Annotated in this window: 22 protein-coding genes and 4 tRNA genes; 16 read left to right on the top strand and 10 right to left on the bottom strand. The window is 70.8% G+C overall.

Features of this window, described 5'->3' with window-relative positions:
* Positions 1-222: 222 nt before the first annotated feature.
* On the bottom strand, positions 223-1,866 hold the full coding sequence (pgm, locus tag KR546_RS03350) for a phosphoglucomutase (alpha-D-glucose-1,6-bisphosphate-dependent) (RefSeq protein WP_238443286.1): 1,644 nt from the start codon (positions 1,864-1,866) through the stop codon (positions 223-225).
* Between the two features lie 99 nt (positions 1,867-1,965).
* Here pgm and KR546_RS03355 point away from each other — a divergent pair, with 99 nt between their 5' ends.
* Positions 1,966-2,478 carry a hypothetical protein gene (locus KR546_RS03355; RefSeq protein WP_238443287.1) on the top strand — a complete coding sequence of 171 codons (513 nt, stop codon included), beginning with the start codon at positions 1,966-1,968 and terminating at the stop codon, positions 2,476-2,478.
* A 49-nt stretch (positions 2,479-2,527) separates the two neighbouring features.
* Here KR546_RS03355 and KR546_RS03360 read toward each other — a convergent pair whose 3' ends face one another.
* Positions 2,528-4,147 (bottom strand): M20/M25/M40 family metallo-hydrolase, encoded by a 1,620-nt coding sequence (locus KR546_RS03360; protein WP_238443288.1) that lies wholly within the window; start codon positions 4,145-4,147, stop codon positions 2,528-2,530.
* A 214-nt stretch (positions 4,148-4,361) separates the two neighbouring features.
* Complete coding sequence (locus KR546_RS03365; protein ID WP_238443289.1) at positions 4,362-5,198, bottom strand: Fpg/Nei family DNA glycosylase; 837 nt, start codon at positions 5,196-5,198, stop codon at positions 4,362-4,364.
* A gap of 148 nt (positions 5,199-5,346) precedes the next feature.
* Here KR546_RS03365 and metA point away from each other — a divergent pair, with 148 nt between their 5' ends.
* Both metA and KR546_RS03375 read left to right on the top strand, forming a co-directional pair.
* Entirely contained in the window at positions 5,347-6,426 is a 1,080-nt protein-coding gene (gene metA / locus KR546_RS03370; protein ID WP_238443290.1) for a homoserine O-succinyltransferase MetA, read from the top strand.
* 77 nt (positions 6,427-6,503) lie between these two features.
* Positions 6,504-7,769 (top strand): O-acetylhomoserine aminocarboxypropyltransferase/cysteine synthase family protein, encoded by a 1,266-nt coding sequence (locus tag KR546_RS03375; RefSeq protein WP_238443291.1) that lies wholly within the window; start codon positions 6,504-6,506, stop codon positions 7,767-7,769.
* A 97-nt stretch (positions 7,770-7,866) separates the two neighbouring features.
* Here the strand turns inward: KR546_RS03375 and KR546_RS03380 are convergent, their stop codons facing one another.
* Both KR546_RS03380 and KR546_RS03385 read right to left on the bottom strand, forming a co-directional pair.
* Positions 7,867-8,961 (bottom strand): S-adenosylmethionine:tRNA ribosyltransferase-isomerase, encoded by a 1,095-nt coding sequence (locus KR546_RS03380; protein ID WP_238443292.1) that lies wholly within the window; start codon positions 8,959-8,961, stop codon positions 7,867-7,869.
* On the bottom strand, positions 8,958-9,764 hold the full coding sequence (locus KR546_RS03385; protein ID WP_238443293.1) for an SDR family NAD(P)-dependent oxidoreductase: 807 nt from the start codon (positions 9,762-9,764) through the stop codon (positions 8,958-8,960). Before KR546_RS03385 ends, KR546_RS03380 begins: the two co-directional genes overlap by 4 nt.
* Before the next feature lie 115 nt (positions 9,765-9,879).
* On the opposite strand from KR546_RS03385, the gene soxR reads away from it, so the two are divergent.
* Positions 9,880-10,338, top strand: coding sequence for a redox-sensitive transcriptional activator SoxR (gene soxR / locus KR546_RS03390; RefSeq protein ID WP_238443294.1), 459 nt, complete (start codon positions 9,880-9,882; stop codon positions 10,336-10,338).
* Between the two features lie 45 nt (positions 10,339-10,383).
* Here soxR and KR546_RS03395 read toward each other — a convergent pair whose 3' ends face one another.
* Together KR546_RS03395 and KR546_RS03400 are read right to left on the bottom strand one after the other, a co-directional pair.
* A complete protein-coding gene (locus tag KR546_RS03395; RefSeq protein ID WP_238443295.1) occupies positions 10,384-11,487 on the bottom strand; it encodes a DUF2332 domain-containing protein in 1,104 nt (367 codons plus the stop codon).
* Positions 11,488-11,492: 5 nt separating this feature from the next.
* A complete protein-coding gene (locus KR546_RS03400) occupies positions 11,493-11,987 on the bottom strand; it encodes a YajQ family cyclic di-GMP-binding protein (RefSeq protein WP_238443296.1) in 495 nt (164 codons plus the stop codon).
* Between the two features lie 102 nt (positions 11,988-12,089).
* On the opposite strand from KR546_RS03400, the gene KR546_RS03405 reads away from it, so the two are divergent.
* The 5 genes from KR546_RS03405 (at position 12,090) to rpmG (ending at position 14,332) form a co-directional block, all read left to right on the top strand.
* A tRNA-Tyr gene (locus KR546_RS03405) sits at positions 12,090-12,171 on the top strand.
* Positions 12,172-12,325: 154 nt separating this feature from the next.
* Positions 12,326-12,398: transfer RNA gene (locus KR546_RS03410), tRNA-Thr, on the top strand.
* Positions 12,399-12,510: 112 nt separating this feature from the next.
* A tRNA-Met gene (locus KR546_RS03415) sits at positions 12,511-12,585 on the top strand.
* A 197-nt stretch (positions 12,586-12,782) separates the two neighbouring features.
* Entirely contained in the window at positions 12,783-13,967 is a 1,185-nt protein-coding gene (gene tuf, locus KR546_RS03420) for an elongation factor Tu (protein ID WP_238443322.1), read from the top strand.
* A 200-nt stretch (positions 13,968-14,167) separates the two neighbouring features.
* Positions 14,168-14,332 (top strand): 50S ribosomal protein L33, encoded by a 165-nt coding sequence (gene rpmG / locus KR546_RS03425; protein ID WP_238443297.1) that lies wholly within the window; start codon positions 14,168-14,170, stop codon positions 14,330-14,332.
* Positions 14,333-14,447: 115 nt separating this feature from the next.
* Here rpmG and KR546_RS03430 read toward each other — a convergent pair whose 3' ends face one another.
* Positions 14,448-15,281 (bottom strand): NAD(P)-dependent oxidoreductase, encoded by an 834-nt coding sequence (locus KR546_RS03430; RefSeq protein ID WP_238443298.1) that lies wholly within the window; start codon positions 15,279-15,281, stop codon positions 14,448-14,450.
* 305 nt (positions 15,282-15,586) lie between these two features.
* Between KR546_RS03430 and KR546_RS03435 the strand changes: the two genes are divergently transcribed.
* The 7 genes from KR546_RS03435 to rplA all read left to right on the top strand — a co-directional run bounded on the left by KR546_RS03435 (position 15,587) and on the right by rplA (position 19,590).
* The gene (locus tag KR546_RS03435; RefSeq protein ID WP_238443299.1) at positions 15,587-16,054 is read left to right on the top strand and encodes an FAS1-like dehydratase domain-containing protein; all 468 of its coding nucleotides are present in this window, start codon (positions 15,587-15,589) and stop codon (positions 16,052-16,054) included.
* A 1-nt stretch (position 16,055) separates the two neighbouring features.
* A complete protein-coding gene (locus tag KR546_RS03440; protein WP_238443300.1) occupies positions 16,056-16,463 on the top strand; it encodes a MaoC/PaaZ C-terminal domain-containing protein in 408 nt (135 codons plus the stop codon).
* Positions 16,464-16,620: 157 nt separating this feature from the next.
* Positions 16,621-16,697 (top strand) — tRNA-Trp (locus KR546_RS03445).
* An 86-nt stretch (positions 16,698-16,783) separates the two neighbouring features.
* Positions 16,784-17,068: a preprotein translocase subunit SecE gene (secE, locus tag KR546_RS03450; protein WP_238443301.1), complete on the top strand. Its 285-nt coding sequence runs from the start codon at positions 16,784-16,786 to the stop codon at positions 17,066-17,068.
* A gap of 90 nt (positions 17,069-17,158) precedes the next feature.
* Positions 17,159-18,298, top strand: coding sequence for a transcription termination/antitermination protein NusG (nusG, locus tag KR546_RS19550; RefSeq protein ID WP_238443302.1), 1,140 nt, complete (start codon positions 17,159-17,161; stop codon positions 18,296-18,298).
* Positions 18,299-18,436: 138 nt separating this feature from the next.
* A complete protein-coding gene (gene rplK / locus KR546_RS03460) occupies positions 18,437-18,865 on the top strand; it encodes a 50S ribosomal protein L11 (protein WP_238443303.1) in 429 nt (142 codons plus the stop codon).
* A gap of 2 nt (positions 18,866-18,867) precedes the next feature.
* A complete protein-coding gene (rplA, locus tag KR546_RS03465; protein ID WP_238443304.1) occupies positions 18,868-19,590 on the top strand; it encodes a 50S ribosomal protein L1 in 723 nt (240 codons plus the stop codon).
* A gap of 123 nt (positions 19,591-19,713) precedes the next feature.
* Here rplA and KR546_RS03470 read toward each other — a convergent pair whose 3' ends face one another.
* Positions 19,714-20,859, bottom strand: a complete 1,146-nt coding sequence (locus KR546_RS03470) for a mannitol-1-phosphate 5-dehydrogenase (protein WP_238443305.1) — start codon at positions 20,857-20,859, stop codon at positions 19,714-19,716.
* Complete coding sequence (locus tag KR546_RS03475; protein ID WP_238443306.1) at positions 20,859-22,889, bottom strand: PTS mannitol transporter subunit IICBA; 2,031 nt, start codon at positions 22,887-22,889, stop codon at positions 20,859-20,861. The genes KR546_RS03470 and KR546_RS03475 overlap by 1 nt, the downstream gene beginning before the upstream one ends.
* Positions 22,890-23,064: the final 175 nt, after the last annotated feature.

Here is a 23,064-nt window from a genome sequence, read left to right on the forward strand (position 1 = left end):
GCGGTGCCGCGACTGTACATGGGTGTTCAAACCCGAGCAATCGTGTCCGATCCAGGACGACGTGGTTCGGCCGGGAGCACCCTCCCGATGTGCGCTGATCCCAGCGATGTGAGTTGTGCGCGTGGACGCGTCGAACTCACATCGATGACTCGAAGTCACATCGCGTGGAGCCGACGCATCGCCGCGGGGGCGCGTCGAGGGCAGACGGTGGGTCGTGGCGGGTCAGGCGTCGGCCAGGGCGGCGTCGACCAGTTCGCGGGCGGCGGCGATGATGGCGTCGAGGTGGTCGGTGCCACGGAACGACTCGGCATAGATCTTGTAGACGTCCTCGGTGCCCGACGGCCGGGCGGCGAACCAGCCGTGGTCGGTGCCCACCTTCAGCCCGCCGATCGCCGCGTCGTTGCCGGGAGCGCGGGTCAGCACGGCGGTGATCGGGTCGCCGGCGAGCTCGTCGGCGTGCACCTGCTCGGGGGACAGGCCCTTCAGTGCGGCCTTCTGGGCCGTCGTCGCCGGCGCGTCGATCCGACGGTAGACCGGTGCGCCGAACCGCTCGGCCAGGTCGTCGTAGTGCTCGCCGGGGTCCCGGCCCGACACGGCGGTGATCTCCGCTGCGAGCAGGCACAGCACGATCCCGTCCTTGTCGGTGGTCCAGGTGGTCCCGTCACGTCGCAGCAACGACGCGCCCGCACTCTCCTCGCCACCGAAGGCCAGCGAGCCGTCGGCCAGCCCGTCGACGAACCACTTGAACCCGACCGGCACCTCGACCAGGCGACGGTCCAGGTCCGCGACGACCCGGTCGATCATCCGCGAGCTGACCAGCGTCTTGCCGATCCCGGCCTCCTGCGGCCAGTCCGGTCGGTGCGCGAGCAGGTGGCCGATGGCGACGGCGAGGTAGTGGTTGGGGTTGAGGAGGCCGTGCGAGGGCGTGACGATGCCGTGGCGATCGGCGTCGGTGTCGTTGCCGAAGGCCACGTCGTGGTCGTCCTTCAGCGCGATCAGGCCCTGCATCGCGTACGCCGAGGAGCAGTCCATCCGGATCTTGCCGTCCCAGTCACGCGTCATGAACGAGAACGTGGGGTCGACGGTGTCGCTGACGACCGTGAGGTCGAGGTCGTGGCGCTCCGCGATCGCGCCCCAGTAGTCGACCGCGGCCCCACCCAGCGCGTCGGCACCCATGGACACGCCGGCCGACCGGATCGCGTCGAGGTCCAGCACGGACGGAAGGTCGTCGACGTAGGCCGCGAGGTAGTCGTGGGTGCCGACACCGTCGGCGGCGCGGGCCCGGTCGGTCGGCAGCCGCCGCACGCCGTCCAACCCCGCGGCCAGCAACTCGTTGGCACGCTGCTCGATCGCGGCAGTGACGTCGGCCGCGGCGGGACCGCCGTCCGGTCCGTTGTACTTGTAGCCGCCGTCCTCGGGTGGGTTGTGCGACGGCGTGATCACCACGCCGTCGGCCTTCACGTCGTGGTCGCGGTTGTGCACGATGATCGCGTGCGACAGCGCCGGGGTCGGCGTCCACCCGTCCCGGGCGTCGATCCGCACGGCCACGTCGTTTGCCGCCAGCACCTCGATGGCGGTGGCGAAGGCCGGCTCCGACAGGGCGTGGGTGTCGCGGCCCAGGAACAGCGGCCCGTCGATGCCGGCCGCGCTCCGGACGTCGCACACGGCCTGGCTCATGGCGGCGATGTGGTCGTCGTTGAACGATCGCGACAGCGACGACCCGCGGTGCCCGGAGGTGCCGAACGCGACCGCCTGGGCCGGATCGCCCGGTTCGGGCCGGTCGTCGTGGTAGGCGGTCAGGAGGGCGTCGACGTCGACCAGGTCGCCCTCGGTGGCGGGACGACCGGCGAGTTCGTGGCTGGCCATGGCAGCTCCAGGTGCGGGGACCTCCCACGCTAGTGCCGGTGGCTGCGCGGATCCCCCGCCCGGATAGGGTGCGCCCTCGACGACGACGCCGGAGGCACCGTGGACGATCGCGACCTCGACCGCCTGCGCGACCTGCTGACGTCGGGACCGGTCTGGGGTGCCGAGGTCGACCTGCAGTACCGGGTCCTGGCCCTCACCATCGAGCCGACGTCGGACCGCCACCCGCAGGGCGACGCCGAGGACCGGCGGCTGCAGGTCCTGCTGCACCCGGTCGGGGCGATCGCGGCGGCGCTGGTCCGCCACGAGCCCGGGCCCGCACCCGACGACGCCCCCCGCCGGACCGTGCTGCGCTTCGACCAGGCCCAACTGCCGGACGTCGTCGCGGCCCTGGACGGCGCCGACGTTGTCGGCGATCCACTGCCCGACGCGCTCCCGAACCTCGACGCCATGGAGGAGCGGCTGTCCCTGCGCGGTGTCGCGCAGGTCGCCGAGGGCCATCGCCTCCCGCTCGCCCTGCACCTGGTCGCCGACGACCTCACCCTGGACCTGTGGGCGACCTTCGACGACGTGGAGGTCCGCACGCCCGACGGCGAGGTTCTCGCCGACTGGTGACATGCGAAGGGGCGCCCCGCAGGGCGCCCCTCCACGATGGTGCGTGACCTCAGTCGCGGTCACCGTGGTCGTGGTCGTGGTCGGGGGACAGGCCACCGCCACCCTCGGCGAAGGTGCCCTGCGGACCGTCGAGCTCGACGGTGTCCACGGTCGGGCCGCTGATGTCGATGCCCTCGACACCATTGACGGCCTCGGTGGACGCCGCCAGGCTGAAGATCGCGTAGCCGATCGCGTCGACGTTGACCTCGACGGCCTCGGCGCTGACGTTGTCGATCGTGTCACAGGCCTGGTGGTAGCACTGGTCGAACGACTCGCCGGCGATGCCGCCCCAGATGGCCTCCTGCTCCTCGGTCTTGACGACCTCGGCGCCGGTGAACAGGCCGCTGGCCGGGATCCCGACGTCGATGAACGCCTGGTAGTCCGAGCGCCCCGAGAACTCCGAGTCCTCGTAGGGGATGTCGTTGTAGGAGTAGTACGCCTCGAACAGGTCCTCCAGCTCGGCTGAGCCCGCCGGCACGTTGGCCGTGGCCTCGAAGGTCGACTGGTCGGCGTCGTACACGCCGTAGATGAAGTTCGGCGAGCCGACCATGTCGAAGTTGATGTACAGCGCGATCGCGTCGTACTCCTCCTGGGTCAGGCCGAACTCGGGGTCGAACACGTACTTGTCGGAGCCGACCAGGCCGGACTCCTCGGCACCCCACCACGCGAAGCGCAGGGTGTTCTGCGGGGTGAACTTCTCGTTGTTGGCGAGCTGGAGCGCGACCGACAGGATCGCGGCCGAGCCGGTGCCGTTGTCGTTGATGCCCGGGCCCTCGGGGACCGAGTCCAGGTGCGCACCCGCCATCACGACGTTGTCGGTGTTGCGACCCTCGAGGTCGGCGATGACGTTCTCGGTGTCCTTGGTCTCGGAGATCGCCTCGACCGAGAGGCTGACGGTGTGCTCGCCGGTCGCGAGCATCTCGCCGGTCTCGTAGGTGGCGTCCACGACGGGGATGGTGATGTCGTCACGCTCACCCAGGGTTCCACCGACCAGGCCGAAGCGACCGTCGGCGTTGCCCTGGTTGAAGATGATCGCGCCCTCGGCACCGGCGGCCTGGGCGTTGGCGGCCTTGTCACCGAACGCGCACGTCCCACGCTGCATCAGCGCGATGTCGTTGTCGCCGGAGAAGTCGAGGCCGTCGAAGTCGCTGGCCTCGCAGCCGGAGGACGACGTGTTGCCGAGCCCGAGGTCGAGGTCGACCGCGATGACGTTGCCGTCGGTGACCGAGCCGGAGCCGGAGTAGCTGAAGCTGTCGGTGTCGATGGACTCACCGTCGATCGTCAGCGAGCTCGAGACCTCCTGGTAGGTGATGAAGCTGAACACCTGGCGCTCGACGGTGAGGCCCGCGTCCTCGAGGAGGCCCGCGACGTAGTCGGCGGACTCGTCGTAGCCGGACGTGCCGGAGGCGCGGTTGTCGTCGTTGGCGTCGGCGATGGCCTGGAAGGCCTCGAGGTGGGTGTACACGTCGTCGCCGTTGACGCACTCGAGGAGCTGTTCGATGTCCTTGAGGTTGCGCTTCTCACAGCCCTTGTCGGAGGGGCCGGCGGACGCCACGGTCGGCAGCATCGCCGCGGCCAGCACCACGGCGAGCGCGCCACCCAGGGCACGCATGCGGGATCGGATCTTCATTGATCGGGTTCCTTCTTCATGGGAACGTCCCGGAATCCCGGGACGCCTGTGCAACGATGTGCGGGCCGGAAGATAACGGCTGGGCGAGGATCGGCCGCTGTCCGTCCGTTCACCGCGCGGCAGGGCGGACTGACGAGCCCACTGGTGGTGTTTCACCCTCGAAACACTTTCGAGGGTCCCCGGAGACGCCCGCCGAGGGCCCCCGACGCGGGCCTCAGCCCCGCGGCGGTGGTGGTTGGCAGGTCTCGCAGGCGTAGGCCCAGCGGCCGGCCAGGTCCCACCGGCGGATGTCGGTGCCGCAGTCCCGGCAGTGGTCGCGCTTGTAGACGTGCACCCGCTGGTCGCGGCGCATCCGGGACCGCGGCCGGCCGATCACGTCGGGGTCGGTGGTGACGATCCGCCCGTAGCGCGTGCCGTAGCGCATCCACTCCACGAGCGTGTCCCACATCGCGTCCCAGGTCGCCTTGGGCACCTCGGCGGCCGGCACCTCCGGGTGCAGCCCGTACACGTGCAGCACCTCGGCGCGATAGACGTTGCCGACCCCGGCCAGCACGGCCTGGTCCATCAGCGCCCGGCCGATGCCGACCCGTCGACGCTGCAGTGCCGCCCACGCCTTGTCCGGGTCGGCATCGCTGCGCAACGGGTCCGGTCCGAGCCGGTCGATGATTGCGCTGACCTCGTCGGGGGTCAGGAGCTCGCAGGCAGTCGCGCCCACCAGGTCGATCGTGTGGCCCCGGTCGTCGGCGTCGGCGTCGTCGGCGTCGGCCGTCCGGTTCGACACCCGCATGCGGGCCGTCTGGCGCGGCGTGGGTGGGGGACCGTGGTGGGTGAAGAACCGGCCGAACAGCCCGAGGTGGACGTGCACGACCCCGCCGGTGTCGTAGTCGTGGAACAGGTGCTTGCCGTAGGCGCTGGCGCGCTCCAGCACGTGCCCGTCGACCAGGTCGGCGCCGTCGAAGCGCTGCTGGGGCGACGTGACCCGCACGCGGGTGCCGGCGAACCACTGGTCGTGGTGGCGCGCGAGGCGGTGGAGGGTGTGCCCCTCGGGCATGGTCGCTCCCGTGTGGATCGCTCGTCGGCTGGACGGCGGACCGTATCGGGGGGTTCCCACCGATCGGTGGGCGCCGCGGACGACGTGATCCCCCGCCGCACTAGGGTCGTCGGTCCGTCGCGCCCACCGTCCGGGGAGGAGGACCCACGTGCCGATCGTGGCCCACTCCGACCTGCCGGTGTTCGCCGAGCTGGCGGCGTCCGGGCACCCGGTCCTGGGCCTGGAGGAGGCGCGGTCCCAGGACATCCGGGAACTGCACGTCGGGTTGCTCAACATGATGCCCGACGCGGCCCTGCAGGTGACCGAGCACCAGTTCCTGCGGCTGGTCGGGTCCGCCAACCCGATCGTGCAGCTCTACGTCCACCCGTTCACCGTCCCGGGCCTGGTGCGTGACGACCCGGCGCGGGCCCACATCGCGAGCCACTACGAGTCGTTCGACCGGCTCGCCGACGAGGGACTCGACGCGCTGGTGGTCACCGGGGCCAACGTGTCCAACCCACGCCTGCCGGACGAGGCGTTCTGGGAGCCGCTCGGCGAGGTGATGGACTGGGCGGTCGACCACGTGACCTCGGTGCTGTGCTCGTGCCTGGCCACCCACGCGCTGCTGGAGCGGTCGCACGGGATCGAGCGTCACCGCATGGCCACCAAGCGCTGGGGCGTGTTCCCGCACCGCGTCGTTGCGCCGGACCACCCACTGTTGGCGGGGACCAACACGCGCTTCGACGTGCCCCACTCGCGCTGGAACGAGGTGACCTCGCGGCAGGTCCGTGACGCCGGGATGCAGGTCCTCGTCGAATCGGTCGAGGGCGACTTCCACATGGGGACGAGCGCCGACGGGATCCGCACGGTGTGGCTGCAGGGCCATCCCGAGTACGACCGGGTCAGCCTCCTCAAGGAGTTCAAGCGCGAGGTCGACCGCTACGTCATGGGTGACCTCGACCAGCTGCCGCCCTACCCCGACCACTACCTGTCGGCGTCGGCGGCACGGGTCGCGCGTGCCCACCTCGACGACGTGGCCGTGGCCCGGGAGCGCGGGACCGCGCCGCCGCCGTTCCCCGAGGAGCGCCTGTCCGCCGACCTCGACAACACCTGGACCGACACCGGCAAGGCGGTCTTCACCAACTGGCTGGGACTGGTCTACCGCCTGACCGACCTTCGTCGCGGCGTGCCGTTCATGGACGGCGTCGACCCCGACGACCCCCTGGGCCGCCGGGACCACCCGCCCTGAGACCCCCAGCCACGCCCAGTTCCCGACCCTCCCACCCCGACCACCCACACGACCGCCCGACCCGAGGAGCACTGCCCATGCACGACGAGACCCTGGCCATCCACGCGGGCTTCGAGCCCGACCCGACCACCCACGCGGTGGCCGTCCCGCTCTACCAGACCGTCGCCTACGAGTTCGACGACGCCCAGCACGGCGCCGACCTGTTCAACCTTGCCGAGCCGGGCAACATCTACACCCGGATCATGAACCCGACCCAGGACGTGCTCGAGCAGCGGGTCGCCGCCCTCGAGGGCGGGGTGGCCGCGCTGGCCACCAGCTCCGGGATGGCCGCGATCAACTACTCGCTGCTCAACCTGGCCCGCGTCGGCGACAACATCGTGTCCGTCCCCCAGCTGTACGGCGGGACCTACACGCTGTTCGCCCACATGCTGCCGTCGCAGGGCATCGACGTGCGGTTCGCTGCCGACGACAGCGCCGAGGCGCTGGCCGCACTGATCGACGACGACACCAAGGCGGTCTTCCTCGAGACCATCGGCAACCCGGCCGGCAACATCCCCGACCTCGAGTCCATCGTCGAGATGGCCCACGCGCACGGGGTCCCGGTGGTCGTCGACAACACGGTTCCCACCCCGGCGCTGTGCAAGCCGATCCAGTGGGGTGTCGACGTCGTCGTGCACTCGCTCACCAAGTACATGGGTGGGCACGGCAACTCGGTCGCCGGGATCATCGTCGACGCGGGCACGTTCGACTGGCTCGAGCACGCCGACCGCTTCCCGCAGTTCTCCAACCCGGAGCCGGCGTACCACGGGCTGGTCTACACCGACGGGTTCGGCCCGGCCGCCTACATCGGGCGGGCCCGGACCGTCGCGCTGCGCAACACCGGCTCGGCGATCAGCCCGTTCAACGCGTGGCAGGTCATCCAGGGGCTGCAGACCCTCCCGCTGCGGATGGAGCGCCACACCGACAACGCGTTGGCGGTCGCCCGGTACCTGCGCGACCACGACAAGGTCGAGTGGGTCCAGTACGGCGGGCTCGAGGAGGACCCGAACTTCGACCTGGCGCAGAAGTACACCGGCGGGCGCCCTTCGGGCCTGCTGTCGTTCGGCATCCGTGGGGGCTACGACGCCGGGGTGAGGTTCCACGACAACCTCGAGGTGTTCACCCGCCTGGTCAACATCGGCGACACCAAGTCGCTGGTGGCCCACCCTGCCTCCACGACGCATCGCCAGCTGGACGAGTCCGAGCTCGAGACGGTCGGGGTCACGCCCGACATGATCCGCCTGTGCGTCGGCATCGAGCACATCGACGACCTCATCGCCGACATCGAGCAGGCCCTGGCCTGACCGTCGCCTGACGCCTGGCCGCCCACACCCGCCCCCGTCGAGTGTGCGTCCTCCTCCCGCCGCCGGGACCAGGGCGCACACTCGACGTGGTTGTGGGTCAGTCGCTCAGGAGGAGGCAGGAGTCGCCGAACTCGTGCCACAGGTAGGGGCCGGCCAGCGCGGCCGCGTAGGCCCGTGCCACCAGGTCGCGTCCGGCCACCGCTTCGAGCAGCAGGAGGTGGGACGCGCCCGGCGGGTGCCAGCCGGTCACCAGCCCCGACACCACCCGGGCAGGCCGGTCCGGGCCGAGCACGAGGTCGGTCCAGCCACGGCCGGGACGGACCATGCCCCGGTCGTCGGCGGCGCTCTCGAGCGCCCGGGTCACGGTCGTGCCCACGGCCACCACGCGGCGCCCGGCCGCACGGGCCCGGTTGACCAGGTCCGCGGTCGTCTCCGGGACGGCCCACGGCTCGGGCCGCGGCGGCTCGTCGTGGTCCTGGGACGAGACCCCGGCATGGAGGGTGACCGGGGCGAGGGTCACACCACGACTGACCAACTCCGTCACCAGCAGTGGCGAGAACGGGCGCCCAGCGCTGGCCATCTCGGCGCTCGCGCCGCCCGACACGGGGTCCCGCCCCCCGGCGGGTGGTGCCAGCCGGGCGAAGGTGGTCTGGTACGCCGCCAGGGGCCAGCGCCTCGGCGCGTGCCCGTAGGTGATCGGGCGGCCGTGGCGGGCGAGGTGGTCGGTGAGTGGCCCCGGCACGTCGACGTCGGCCGACCACAGGCGCTGTCCACCGGTGGTCGGTCGCCCGTCGGCGGCCCGGAGCGTCACCGTCCCGCCGTGGTCCAGCCGGACCTCGGTGCCGGGGGTGGCGTCGAGGACCGGGCCGGACCCGTCCGGCAGGCGCAACTCGACGATCCAGTGGTCGGCGTGGCGGGTCGACAGGTGCACCACCACGCGGTCGTCCCCGCGGGTGCCGTCCAGCGCCGCCGGCATCGTCGGGGTCGTGTTCACGACCAACAGGTCCCCGGGGGTGAGATGCTCGCCGATCCGGTCGAAACGGGTGTGCGAGACCAGACCGGCACGCGCCACGAGCAACCGGACCCGGTCGCGGGCCACCCCGCGCTCCTCGGGTGGCCCGGTGGCCTCGCGTCCCGGCGGCAGGTGGAACGACACCGGTGCCGGCGCAGCCAGCGTGGTCCGGGCGCTCATGCGGCCACCTCCCGGCCGTCGGTGGGGGCCTCGCCGGGGGAGGGCTCGTGCGTCGCCGCCCAGTCGGCCAGGCGGTGGCGCCCACTGGGCGGGCGGGCCTCGACCAGTGCGACCAGGTCGTCGACCACGGCCTCGGGCAGGGGTCGGTCGGAGATGTCCTCGCCGGGGTAGGCAGCCTGGTGCATGGCGGTGCGCAGGTCACCCGGGTCGATCGCGTGGACGGCGAGGTCGGGGTGCTCGACCGCCAGCACGGCGGACAGGTGGTCCAGCGCCGCCTTGCTGAGCCCGTACCCGCCCCAGCCCTCCCACGCGCCGACCGACGCGTCGCTGGTCACGTTGACCACGGTGGCGTCCGGTGCGAGGTGTGGGGCGAGGGCCTGGAACATCGCCAGTGGCGCGACCGTGTTCACCTCCAGCAGCTCGGCCAGCTCGCCCGGCGCGAGGTCCACGAGTCGGGGGAGCGGGCTGGGACCGAGCGTGCTGGCATTGTTGACCAGCAGGGCGACCGGGCCGATCTCGGCGGCGGTCTCGGCGAGCCAGCGCCGGTGGTCGGCGTCGGTCACGTCGCCGACCACGGCCCGGACGGTGCCGGTGCTCCCGGACCTTCGGACCTCGTCGACGGTGGCCAGCAGGTCGCCCTCGGTCCGGGCATCGAGCACCAGGTCCCATCCGGCGCGGCCGAGTGCGCCGGCCAGGGCGCGACCCAGTCCGCGCGAGGCCCCGGTGACGACGGCCAGGCGTCGCTCGGGGTCGGGGGGCGCGGCGTCGGTGTCGTCGGTGTGCGTGGCATGGCGGGTGGTCACGGTGGCTCCTCGATCGGGTTCGGGAGGAACGTAGAAGTTGAAGTCAACTTGAAGTCAAGTCGTCCGTCCGGAACACTTGCCGACAGCCCCGCACCCCCGACCCCGAGGAACCCGGGTGGACGCCCCACTGACCGTCAGCCAGGTGGCCGAGCGCAGCGGCTTCGCACCGTCCGCACTGCGCTACTACGAGGCCCAGGACCTGCTCGAGGCCGAGCGGACCGACGGGGGACAGCGCCGGTACCGGCGCGACGTGCTGCGCCGCCTGGCGTTCATCGCGGCCGCCAAGCACGTCGGCCTGACCCTCGACGAGATCCGTGCCGCGCTCGACCTCCTGCCCGACGGCCGGACCCCCACGAAGCGCGACTGGCAGCGGATCTCGCGCTCGTGGCGTGATCGGCTGGACGCCGAGATCGCGGCGCTGGAGGACCTGCGCGACGGGCTCGACGGCTGCATCGGGTGCGGCTGCCTGAGCCTGTCGTCGTGCGCGATCAGCAACCCCGACGACCAGTCGGCGCGTCGGGGACCGGGCGCGGTGTTCCTCCCCGCGCCGCTGCACCCGGACCCCGCCGCCTGACGTCCCCCCGACGTCCCGGCAGGTCGGGGGTTCCGTCGGGGTTGCTCAGATCCGCCGTTGCCGAGTCGTGTCCAGCCACCAGCCGTGCGGATGGGCGGTCGCGGTCGTGGTCTCGGCCCGGCCCCCGCCCCGCCACCGGAAGGTCGCCAGGACCGTGACGTCCAGCCCCGCCACGCCGGGTGGCCAGGGCAGGCCAGGGGTGCGGTGGGGGGACTCCAGGGCGACCAGGGTGTGGTCGCGCTCGCGGCCGACCTGGTCGAGCAGGTCGACGAACGTGTCCTGGCGCGCCACCGGCAGGTAGTTGAGGACCCACGAGGTCGTCGCGACCGGGTGCAGGTCGTCGGGGACCTCGGCGACGACCTCGACCAGGTCGGTCACGACGTCGCCGCGTCGCACCGGCGGTGGGTCCTCGCGCGCGACCTCCACGGCGGCGCGCAGACGTTCGAAGCGCTCGAGCTCGTCGGGCCACACGCAGGCGAGCAACCAGGCGACGTCGTCCGGATCGTCGACGTGCGCGGGGGACCGGTCGATGCCCAGCCGCCACGCCACGGGCGGTGGCTCGGCCGGCAGCCATGCGGGTCCGGTCACGTCGCAGGTGACCTGCACGCCGGGCTCGCCGGCCAGCACGACCTCGCCGGCGCGGGTCGACCAGTGGTGGCTCCAGCGGTCCATCAGGAGGTTGAGCCCGGCGCTGGTGCCCAGGTCGAGCAGGCCGACCGGCCCCTCCCGCTCGGCGGTGGCCGCCACGGGCGGCAGCAGCACCGCGCTTCGGCCGACCTCGTTGGTCTGCATCGAGCGGTCGGCGACGATCTCGGCCAGGTCGTCGCGACGCGTGGCGAGGAAGTCGGTGAAGTCCCGGACGGCGGTGTTGCGTCCGGGCGCCCCGCGGTCCGGCAGGGTGGCGTAGTGACGGCCGAGCGGGTGGTCGTCACCACGCAGCAACAGGGCGTGGATGGCGGCGAACAGCAACACGGGGTTGCGCTGGGTCGACGGGGCGGCCGCCAGCAGCGCCGCCAGCTTCGGGTCGCGTGCCACCGCCAGGGACAGGTGGGCGTACAGCGGCGCCGTCTGGCGCGCGGTCGCGGCGAAGCCACGGAAGGCCGCACTGGTCGCGGCCGGGTCGAAGGCGTCGTCGTGGTGGTCCGCCATCGGCCTCAGCGGTAGTTCGTGAAGCGCAGGGGCGCCTCGTAGTCGTTGTCGCGGACCAGCTTCTGGATGGCCTGCAGGTCGTCACGCTTCTTGCCGGACACGCGGACCTGGTCGCCCATGTTGGTCGGGGTCACCTTGAGCTTGGTCGCCTTGACGTCCTTGACGATCCGCTTGGCGAGCTCGGGGGTCAGGGTCGTCACCAGGCCGACGTCGACCCGGGTCCGGCCACCGGAGACGGGCTGGTGGTCACCGACCTCCATGACCTTGAGGCTGACCTTGCGCTTGAGGAACTTGTCGCGCAGGACCTCGACCGCGGCATCCACGCGACCCTCGGAGTTGGACTCCACCTTGATGCCCTCGCGCTCCCCGGTCCACTCGATCACCGTGTCGGTGTCCTTGAAGTCCCAGCGCTGCCGGACCTCCCGGGCAGCCTGGTTGAGGGCGTTGTCGACCTCTTGCAGGTCGGCGCCGGCCTCGATGTCGAAGCTGGACTCGGCCATGACGGTTCCTGGGACGGGATGGTCGGGCAGCCTAGGCGCTGGTCGTGGCCGTGGCCCCGGGTTGGCACACCCCCCGCCGGCCAGTACCCTCCCTCCGTCCACGGAGGGATGCCCGAGTGGCCAAAGGGACCCGGCTGTAAACCGGTTGGCTTAGCCTTCGCAGGTTCAAATCCTGCTCCCTCCACGCACGACCTCCCGGCACCACTCGCCGGGTACAACGGTGCCCGGCAACGGGTGCTCGCATCACGTCCCGGCCTCGTCGCCCCCGCGGTGGCGTCCGGCTCATCGCGAGTCGGATTCGAACCCCGGTGGGGGTGGGCGCTAGGCTGGGACATCGTGCCCTCGTAGCTCAGTCGGTAGAGCACATCCATGGTAAGGATGGGGTCCGCGGTTCGATTCCGCGCGAGGGCTCTGGTCGCACGCTCCCGCCCCGGGGCGGCCGACGCCATCGGGCGTCGACGCCGAGCCCGGGTCTCGGGTCTCGTTTCCCGGGTCTGTTCCCCCGGAGCGTGGTGATCCGCCCGGCGGCGTAGCTCAGGGGTAGAGCAAGCGGCTCATAATCGCTGTGTCGGTGGTTCGAGTCCACCCGCCGCTACCAGGACGGTCCCGGCCGACGCACCTGTCGACCGGTGGCCGCTCCGACCCAGGCGGGCCGACAAACGGCCACCGTCGGGGGCCAACGGTCTGCGGCTATGCTTCCCGGGCACGTTGGCAGCACGTCTGCCAGTTCACCTGCGCCACCCACGACGTTGCGTGGCGCTCGACATCGACGCCCTTCGCAGGAGGCCTTCCGAGATGGCCAAGGAAAAGTTTGAGCGGACCAAGCCGCACATGAACATCGGCACGATTGGTCACGTGGATCATGGGAAGACGACGTTGACTGCGGCGATCACGTTCGTGTTGGCCAAGCATGTCGAGGGCAATGTTGCGTCGGCGTTTGACCAGATCGACAAGGCGCCGGAGGAGCGTGAGCGTGGGATCACGATCAACGTGTCGCATGTGGAGTACGAGACGGACAATCGTCACTATGCGCACGTGGATGCTCCGGGTCACGCGGACTATGTCAAGAACATGATCACGGGTGCGGCCCAGATGGATGGGGCGATCCTGGTGGTGTCGGCGGCGGATGGTCCGATGCCCCAGACGCGTGAGCACGTGTTGTTGGCGCGTCAGGTCGGTGTCCCGAAGCTGGTCGTGGCGCTCAACAAGGTCGACATGGTCGATGACGAGGAGTTGTTGGAGCTGGTGGAGATGGAGGTCGCCGAGCTGTTGGAGTCCTACGAGTTCGATGCGGACACCCCGATCGTGCGGGTGAGCGCGTTGCAGGCGTTGGATGGTGACGAGGCGGCTGAGCAGGGTGTGTTGGACCTGATGGCGAAGGTCGACGAGTATTTCGAGGTTCCGGAGCGTGACACCGAAAAGCCGTTCTTGATGCCGATCGAGGACGTGTTTTCGATCACGGGTCGTGGCACGGTGGTGACGGGCCGCATCGAACAAGGTGTGGTGAACGTGTCGGATTCGGTGGAGATCGTGGGGATCAAGGACACGACCGAAACCACGGTCACGGGTGTGGAGATGTTCCGCAAGCTTCTGGATCGTGGTGAGGCTGGCGACAACGTGGGTGTGTTGTTGCGTGGCACGAAGAAGGACGATGTGGAGCGGGGTCAGGTGTTGGCCCAGCCGGGGTCGATCACGCCGCACACGAAGTTCGAGGCGCAGGTGTACATCCTGGGCAAGGACGAGGGTGGGCGTCACACGCCGTTCTTCAACAACTATCGGCCGCAGTTCTACTTCCGGACCACGGACGTGACGGGTGCGGTGGAGTTGCCGGATGGTGTCGAGATGGTGATGCCGGGTGACAACACCGAGATGACGGTGGAGTTGATCGCGCCGATCGCGATGGACGAGGGTCTGCGGTTCGCCATCCGTGAGGGTGGCCGCACCGTGGGTGCCGGCCGCGTCACCTCCATCCTCGAGTAGGAACAACCACCACCGGACGGGGTCGGCCACGTCGGCCCCGTCCGCTCGTGCACCGCAGTCGTGCCGGGGGGCGTCGCACCGCGATACGGTGGGACGCCACGATTCCCGGGCCCTGCGCCCGACCCGCGATCCACGGATCGCCCCACAGACTTTCCTGACACGACGAACGCTGCCCGGTGTCGGGCGCGAGGAGAACGACGATGGCCAAGAGCATCAATCGGCCGAAGGTGACGCTTGCCTGCCCGGAGTGCAAGGAGCGCAACTACATCACCACCAAGCACCGGGTCAACCAGCGCGAGCGCATCGAGTTCAAGAAGTACTGCCCCCGCTGCCGGGAGCACACCCTCCACAAGGAAACCCGCTAGACCCCAGACTTCTCTCCGGCCCGCCGACCCACCATCGGTACGTGGCCACACACGACCCCCGGATCCCGCCATCCGGGGGTCGTCCCTTTGGGGCGAGGACCGGCCTGGACGCGCGTCAGTCCAGGAGGTGGTCGAGGAGGTCGTCGACGTCCGGGTCGGGGTGGTCGCGCAGCGGGGCGAGGCTCCGGTAGACCTCGGCGGCGGCGTGGTGGAAACCGTCCGGGAGGTCGTGGGTGGCCATCGTGGCGGCGATCTCGTCCAGCTCGCCCGCGAAGCGCCAGGCCTTGGCTGCCAGCGCCCCGGCGCGACCACTGCGCTCGGTGACCCGCATGCCCGGCAGGGACCGGTCCCACTCGGCCAGGACCTCGCCCTCGACCCCTTCGGCCCGGGCCATCGCCCGCAGTGCCACGGCAAGAGCCGCCGTCCCCTTCGTCCAGCCGGCGAAGCCCATCTTGAGTGCCGATGCGGCTCCCACCGGTCCGTCGAGCGCGACCACCTCCAGTGCATCGTCGTCGAACAGCGCCGCGACGTGGTCGGCCCCGGCACCCGACAGGTACAGCCGGGTCGGGGTCTCGTCGCCGCTCTCCGGGGGGCCGCCGACGACCGAGCCGTCGACGAACGTGGCGAAGCGCTCGGCGATCGCGCGGGCCGTCGCCGGCCGCACGGCGTTGGCGTCGACGTAGGTCCCGTCGAAGCCGGCAGCAGCCACCGCGTCGGCCACGTCCATTGCCGCCGACGGCGGGCACAGGGAGAGGACGACGGCGGCGCGGTCGGCGAGGACGTCGATCGTCGAGACGTCGTCGAGCCCGGCGGCGTCGGCGCGGCGTCGGGTCGCCTCCGAGCGGTCCCGACCGGCCCACACCACCCGATGGCCGGCGCCGACCAGCAGGCCACCGACGGTGGCTCCCATCGCCCCCGGGTTCACCAGCCCGATCACCGTCGTGTCCATGCCCGCCATGCTAGGCCGCCCCACCTGCCCCTCACGGCCGTGTGGGTGCACATCGGTGCGGAAGTCGCTCGGTCGTGCACCCGCTCGGCCGGGGCGGTGGCGGGGGTGGTGACCGGGTGCAGATCGGTGCGGAAATCGCTCGGTCGTGCACCCGCTCGGCCCGGGTGGTCGCGGGGGGTGGTGACCGGGTGCAGATCGGTGCGGAAATCGCTCGGTCGTGCACCCGCTCGGGTCGGGTGGTCGGGGGAGCGGGGCCCGAGGTCGTGGGCGGGGCGTAGCATCCAGTGGCGACGAAGGAGTGACGCGTGGCGCTGAACACCGACCGGATCGGCCACACGTATCCCCCGGTGACCTACGACGTCTCGCGGGCCAAGATCCGCGAGTACGCCGCGGCGCTGGGCGAGACGGACCCGCGCTACTCCTCCGACGGCGACGACTGCGTGGCACCGCCGACGTTCGCGGCCTGCTTCACGATCATGCAGGGCGCCGAGGCGATGCTCGGTGACGACGAACTGGGGGCCCACTTCAACCTGGTCCACGGCAGCCAGGGCTACGAGTGGGGCGAGCGGGCCCTGCGACCCGGTGACCGCCTGCACCTGACCACCCGCATCGCCGACATCGTCGTGCGGCGCGGCAACGAACTGCTGACGCTCGAGGTCGACTGTCGCTTCGCCGACACCGACGAGCGGGCGGTGCTGTCGACCTCGATGCTGGTCCTGCTGGGATCCGCGCCGACCGACGACCCACGTCCGTGCGCGACCGAGGGGGCCTGAGATGGCGACCATGGACCTCACCGACGTCGCAGCGGGTGACGAACTGCCCGTGCTGGCCCAGACCGCGACGCTGGAGACCTCGGTCGCCTACGCCGGTGCGTCGACCGACCTCAACCCACTGCACTACGACGCCGACGTCGCGGCCGACATCAGCCCCACCGGCGGGATCATCGCCCACGGCATGTACTCGATGGGCCTGGTCTCCCGACTCGTGACCGACTGGGCCGGGGGACCGGAGCACCTCGCCGCCCTGGACGTGCGCTTCACCCGTCCGTGGCCGCTGGGCACCGAGGCGACCTTCGGCGGCACCGTCAAGGAGGTCGGCGAGGACACCGTGACCGTGTCGCTGTGGGGTCGCGACGCCGACGGCAAGGCCATGCTGCGTGGTTCTGCGAGCCTGCGACGCTGACCGTCGCAGGTGGTCGCCCGGCCCGCGCATGCGGTTGTGGGGGGGTCGGGGGGTCGGTACGCTGGACCGACGCTGCCTTTGACGAGGCAGCGTTGCCGTGTCGGACGCACGCTGCATCCCACAATTCCAGGATCGCTCGTGGGTCCGACCGGTACCCACGGGAGTAGCTCAATTTGGCAGAGCACCGGTCTCCAAAACCGGCGGTTGGGGGTTCAAGTCCCTCCTCCCGTGCCACACCGGACACACGCCGGGACGCGTGAAACCCCCCGACGCCGTCGTCCGGCCGGATCCCGCAGCCTTCCACGATCGACGAGTATCCCATGAGCCGTGAGGACGAGCGCGCCGCATCCCGGGCGCGACGCCAGGCCGACCAGGTCGACACCACCGACACCGTCGCCGCATCGGTCGGGTCGGAACGCCGTGGACGCGTCACGCCCCCCCAGTACCTCCGCGAGGTGCGGGGCGAGCTGCGCAAGGTGGCGTGGCCGTCGCGACGCGAGGTCGTCAGCTACACCATCACCGTCCTGGTCGTGACCGCCGTGCTGACCCTGATCGTGTGGGGCATGGACTGGGTGCTGCGCAACGCCGCACTCGAGTTCCTCTAGACCGGCCCCGCAAACCCCCCCGCCAAACCCCGGATCCCCGCCGGATCCGTGCGACCGCCGTCGACCGTGCAACCACGAAGCGAGATCCACGTGACTGATTCCGACACCACCGCCGAGGCCACCGACGTGGTCGACCCGGCCGTGTCCGAGGACGCCACCGACGACGCGACGTCCGTCATGGACGACGCCCAGGACCCGGCCGTCTCCCAGCCGTCGGAGGACGTCGGCGAGCAGCCGGCCGGCGACGACGCGCCCACCGACGAGGTGGTCGACTCGGTCGGCGACGACCTGGCCGCAGACGACGTCGTGGGTGCCGTGGAGGACGATGCGCCCGCGGCCGACGACGACGACGAGGTCGCGGCGGACGACGCTGACGACGCTCCCACCGACGACGCTCCCACCGACGACGCTCCCACCGACGACGGCGACGACCTCGACGCGCTGCTGGGTCTGGCAGGTGCGGACGACGACACCCCTGCGGACGACGAGACGGCCGCTGCCCCCGAGGCCGACGCCGACGACGCCGACGACGCCTCCGACGGCGACGATGCCACGACGCCCGAGGACGGCGACGACGAAGCGGCCGAGGAGCCGGTGGTCCGCCGCCGTCCGGAGTCCATGGCCGACGTGCGCGACCGGCGGGACCTGATCCGGCTGCCCGGCGACTGGTACGTCGTGCACACCTACTCGGGCTACGAGCAGCGGGTCAAGGACAACCTCACCAACCGGATCGAGGCGCTGGCCGCCGAGGACCGGATCTACGAGCTCGTGATCCCCACCGAGGAGGTCACGGAGTTCAAGAAGGGCAAGAAGCAGACGTCGGAGAAGAAGTTCCTCCCCGGCTACGTCCTGATCCGCATGGACCTCGACGACGAGACCTGGAACATCGTCCGCCACACCCCGGCCGTCACCGGCTTCGTGGGTGCCACCGCCTCCAAGCCGGTCCCGCTGTCGCTGCGCGAGGTCGCCGCGACGCTCAAGATCCCGGACCGGCTCGAAGAGGAGTCCGAGGGTGACGAGACCGAGGAGGAGACCGCGAAGTCGCAGGTCGCCGAGATCGACCTCGAGGTCGGCGAGACCATCCGGGTCACCTCCGGACCGTTCGCGGACTTCACCGGCACCATCGCCGAGATCAACCTCGACCAGGCCAAGCTGCGCGTGATGGTCAGCGTCTTCGGCCGCGAGACCCCGCTCGAGATGCCCTTCGACCAGGTGGCGAAGATCACCTGATCGACTCCACACGAACACCGACCACCCACGTTGTGAGCCCCTGGCGAGCAACGTGAATGCGCCCGCAGGGCGCGCCCCGACCGTGGGAGGGAGCCGCCGACCGGCGGACCCGTCTGCACCACGAGGAGAACACGCACCATGTCCAAGAAAGTCAGCGGCTTCATCAAGCTGCAGATCCCTGCCGGGCAGGCCAACCCCGCACCCCCCGTGGGTCCGGCGCTGGGCCAGCACGGCGTCAACATCATGGAGTTCTGCAAGGCGTTCAACGAGCGCACGCAGCAGCAGTCCGGGGACATCATCCCGGTCGAGATCACGGTCTACGAGGACCGCTCCTTCACCTTCATCACCAAGACGCCGCCGGCGGCCCAGCTGCTGCTGAAGGCGGCCGGGCTGAAGTCGGGGTCCGGTGAGCCGAACCTCAACAAGGTCGGCACGGTCACCAAGGACCAGGTCCGCGACATCGCCGAGAAGAAGATGCCCGACCTCAACGCCATCGACGTCGACGGCGCCATGAAGATCATCGAGGGCACCGCCCGCTCGATGGGCATCACCGTGAAGGGGGCATGACGATGGCGAAGCACGGGAAGAAGTACCGCGCAGCCCAGGCACGCCTGGAGGACGGCCACCTGTATGGCCCCGCCAAGGCGTTCTCGCTGCTCAAGGAGATCAACGGCGCGAGCTACGACCCCACGGTCGAGTGCGCGTTCCGGCTGGGGGTCGACCCCCGCAAGGCCGACCAGATGGTCCGTGGCTCCGTGGGCCTGCCCCACGGCATCGGCAAGACCGCCACGGTCGCCGTCGTCGCGGGTGGTGCCAAGGCACTGGAGGCGACCGAGGCCGGGGCCGACCACGTCGGCACCGACGAACTGGTCGAGCAGCTCCAGGCCGGTGACCTCATCGACGACCTGGACGCGATCATCGCCACGCCCGACCAGATGGGCAAGCTCGGACGGCTGGGGAAGGTGCTGGGCCCGCGTGGCCTGATGCCCAACCCGAAGTCCGGCACCGTGACGATGGACGTCGCCAAGGCCGTCAAGGAGATCAAGGCCGGTCGGGTCGAGTACCGCACCGACCGCCAGGGCAACGTCCACACCGTCCTGGGGAAGGCCTCGTTCACCGTCGACCAGCTGATGGACAACTACACCGCCCTGCTCGACGAGCTCCTGCGCCAGCGTCCCGCGTCCGCCAAGGGCCGGTACCTGCGCACGGTGGCCGTGTCGACCTCGGCGTCGCCGTCCATCCCGCTCGACCCGGCCGCCTCGCGCGACCTGGTCGAGGATGAAGAGGCCTGACTCGCTTCGCTCGGTCACGTTTGAGAACTCGCTGTGCTCGTTCTGCGGGCTGCATGAGGTGAGGCAATCGACAGAGGGCCCCCGCCGGATCGGCGGGGGCCCTCGTCGTGTCGGTGGGGCTGGTCAGCGGGCCTGGTGCGTGGCGACCAGGTCGACGAGCTCGGCGTGGAGGGGGTGGTCGGTGGGGATGCCCATGACCTGGTCCACGACGGCGTCGGCGTCGTGCTCGTCCAGCACCTGCGCGAGCTCGGCGGCCTCGGGGTCGTCGGGCGCGTCGAAGTCCAGGCCGGCACCCATCGCGGTGACCAGCGCGTCGTGGTCCATCCCGCGCTCGGCGAGCTGGGACGCCGGACTGACGAAGCGCTCGTTGCGGGACAGCTTGCGCAACGGTGCCCGGCCGACCCGCGCGGTGGTGTCGGGCAGGTGCGGGTTGGCGAACCGGTCGAGGATCCTGTCGACGTAGGCGGCCTGCACCTCGGGATCGATGCCGTGCTTGGCGACCACCAGCGCGGCGGTCTCGTCCAGCACCGCCCGGACCCGGCTGGCCACGTCGTCGTCGGCCAGCGCGTCGGCGATCCGCTCGATGCCGACAGCATGGCCGAACCAGGCGGTCGTGGCATGTCCGGTGTTGACCGTGAACAGCTTGCGCTCGATGTAGGGCCCGAGGTCGTCCACCCAGGTCACGCCCGGGATGTCGGGCACGGCGCCCGCGAACGGGGTGCGGTCCACGACCCACTCGAGGTAGGGCTCGACCGCGACGTCCAGGCCCGGATCCTGGTCGGGCACGATGCGGTCCACGGCCGTGTTGGCGAACAGCGCCCGGTCGTGCAGGTCGCCGTCGTGGCCGGCGGTCACCCACGCCTCCTCGACGTGGCCCTGCAGGATGTCGGTGGCGTTGATGGCGTTCTCGCAGGCCAGGACGGCCAGGCGTGGCGCCTCGGGTGACCGTGCGGCGATCCCGTCCGCGATGGCCGGGGCGAGGTGGACCAGCACGTGCGCCCCGACCGCGGTGGTGACGATGTCGGCGGCCGCGATCTCGGCGACCAGCTCGTCGGCCTGCTCGGCGGAGTGCACGGCCCGGAAGCCGTCGACCGTGTGGGTGGCCGGTTCCCGGCCGACCTCGTGGACCTCGTAGGAGTCCGCATCGCCGAGGGCAGCGATCAGGTCGCCGTCGACGTCGGCGAACACCAGGTCGTGGCCGGCCCGGTCGAGCAGGAGCCCGACGAACCCGCGCCCGATGTTGCCGGCGCCGAAGTGGACGGCCGACATCAGACGACGGCCTGCTCGAAGATGTCGAGGACCTCCTGCGGGGTGGTCGCGGCGTTCAGCCGGGCGAGCTCGTCGTCGTCGGTGAAGATGCCCGCGATGGCGGCCAGCAGGCTGAGGTGCTCGTTGCCCCGGCCGGCGATCCCGACCACCCACGTGACCGGCTTGCCGTTCCAGTCCAGGCCCTGGGGATACTTCACGACCGACATGACCGTGCGCTCGACCATGCCCTTGGCCTCGTTGGTGCCGTGCGGGATGGCCAGGCCGTTGCCCATCGCCGTCGAGGTCGACGCCTCGCGCTGGTGCATCGCGTCGATGTAGCCCTCCTCGATCGCACCCGTGTGCATGAGCAGGGCGCCAGCTTCGTCGATCGCGGCGTCGCTGTCGTTGGCCACACCGTCCATCACGATCGTGTCCGTGGTGAGCACCGGTGGGCCGGTCTGGGTCTCGGTCGTCGTGTCGGTCTGGGTCGCCGCCTGGGTGTCGGTGCGCACGGCGGTCGCCGTGGCCGCGCCGGCGGCGGCACCGCCGGTCGCGCCCCCGCCGCCGCCCTCGCGCTGCTGGCGGATCATCTCGACGATCTCGTCGTACTTCGGCGAGTTCATGAAGTCGTCGACCGACACGTGCACCGCCGAGCCCGTCTTCTGTGCGGCGCGCGGGGTGAGGTCCTGGTGGCTGACCACCAGGTCCCAGTCGTCCTGCAGGTCCGAGATGGCCTTGTTGGTCACCTCGACGTCGTCGTAGCCGGCACCGTGCACCTTCCGGCGCAGCAGCGAGGCACCCATGGCCGACGACCCCATGCCGGCGTCGCAGGCGAACACGATCCGGCGGATCGGCTCGTCGTGCTCGGCGATCGCGTCCGTCCCGGTCAGCACGCCGGCCACCGACGACTTCTTGCCCTTCATCGTCTCCATGTCGGACGTGGCGCTGGCCAGGTCGCCGTCGACGTCCTTGGTGACCCGCAGCAGGAAGACGGTCAGCGCCCCCGAGACCGCGGCCGCGGCAAGCACCGACACGGTGATCCAGAGGATGTCGCCGCGGGCAGCCACCGCCCACACCGCGAAGATCGATCCCGGTGCCGCCGGCCCCACGAGGCCGGTGCTGAAGAGCACGTTGATGAACACGCCGGTCATGCCACCGGCGATGGCCGCCAGCACCAGGATCGGCTTCATGAGCACGTACGGGAAGTAGATCTCGTGGATCCCCCCGAAGAACTGGATGATGATGGCGCCCGGGGCCGATGCCTTGGCGACGCCCGTGCCCGCGATCCAGTAGCCCAGCAGGATGCCCAGGCCCGGTCCGGGGTTGGCCTCGAGCAGGAACAGCACGGACTTGCCGGCCTCGGCCACCTCGGCGGTGCCGAGCGGGGTCAGGATGCCGTGGTTGATCGCGTTGTTGAGGAACAGGATCTTGGCGGGCTCGATGAAGACCGAGGTCAGCGGGAGCAGCCCGTTGTTGACCAGGGTGTTGACCACCTCGGCGGCGAAGTCACTGAAGCCGGTGACCAGCGGGCCGATGATGTAGAAGCCGAAGACCGCCAGGATCCCGCCCAGGATCCCGGCCGAGAAGTTGTTGACCAGCATCTCGAACCCGGGCCGGATCCGGTGGTGGACCAGCCCGTCCCACTTCTTGATGAGCCAGCCACCCAGCGGCCCCATGCCCATCGCCCCGATGAACATCGGGACGTCGGATCCCACGATGACGCCCATGGTCGCGATGACACCGACCACGGCGCCACGGGTGCCGTACACCATCGCCCCACCCGAGTGGGCGATCATGATCGGCAGCATGTAGGTGATCATCGGGCCGACCAGCCCGACGTGGGCCACCCCGTCGGCGTTCTCGCCGAAGCCGCCCAGTTCGGGGACCGGGAACCAGCCCACCTCGATGAACAACGCCGTGATCAGGCCCCAGGCGATGAACGCGCCGATGTTGGGCATGATCATGTTCGACAGCGCCGTGCCGAATTTCTGGACGCGCGTGCGGACACTGGTCCAGGTGGAGTTCTCCGAGGTCGTGCTCGTCGTGCTCATGCGTGGCTCCCAGGGTTCGTGTGGCGACCGACCACATCGGGGCAACCCTAGGGCTTGGACGTTGCCCATGAGGGCGTGACGGGCAACGAGTTTCGGGAGGCCGTGCGAGGGCGTCCGCGGGGCGCTGCTAGGTTCGGCGCCCGAGCCGGGGAGGGGACCGCGCCGGCGGCGACGT

The organism is Salsipaludibacter albus (assembly GCF_019798055.1).
GTDB lineage: Bacteria > Actinomycetota > Nitriliruptoria > Nitriliruptorales > Nitriliruptoraceae > Salsipaludibacter > Salsipaludibacter albus.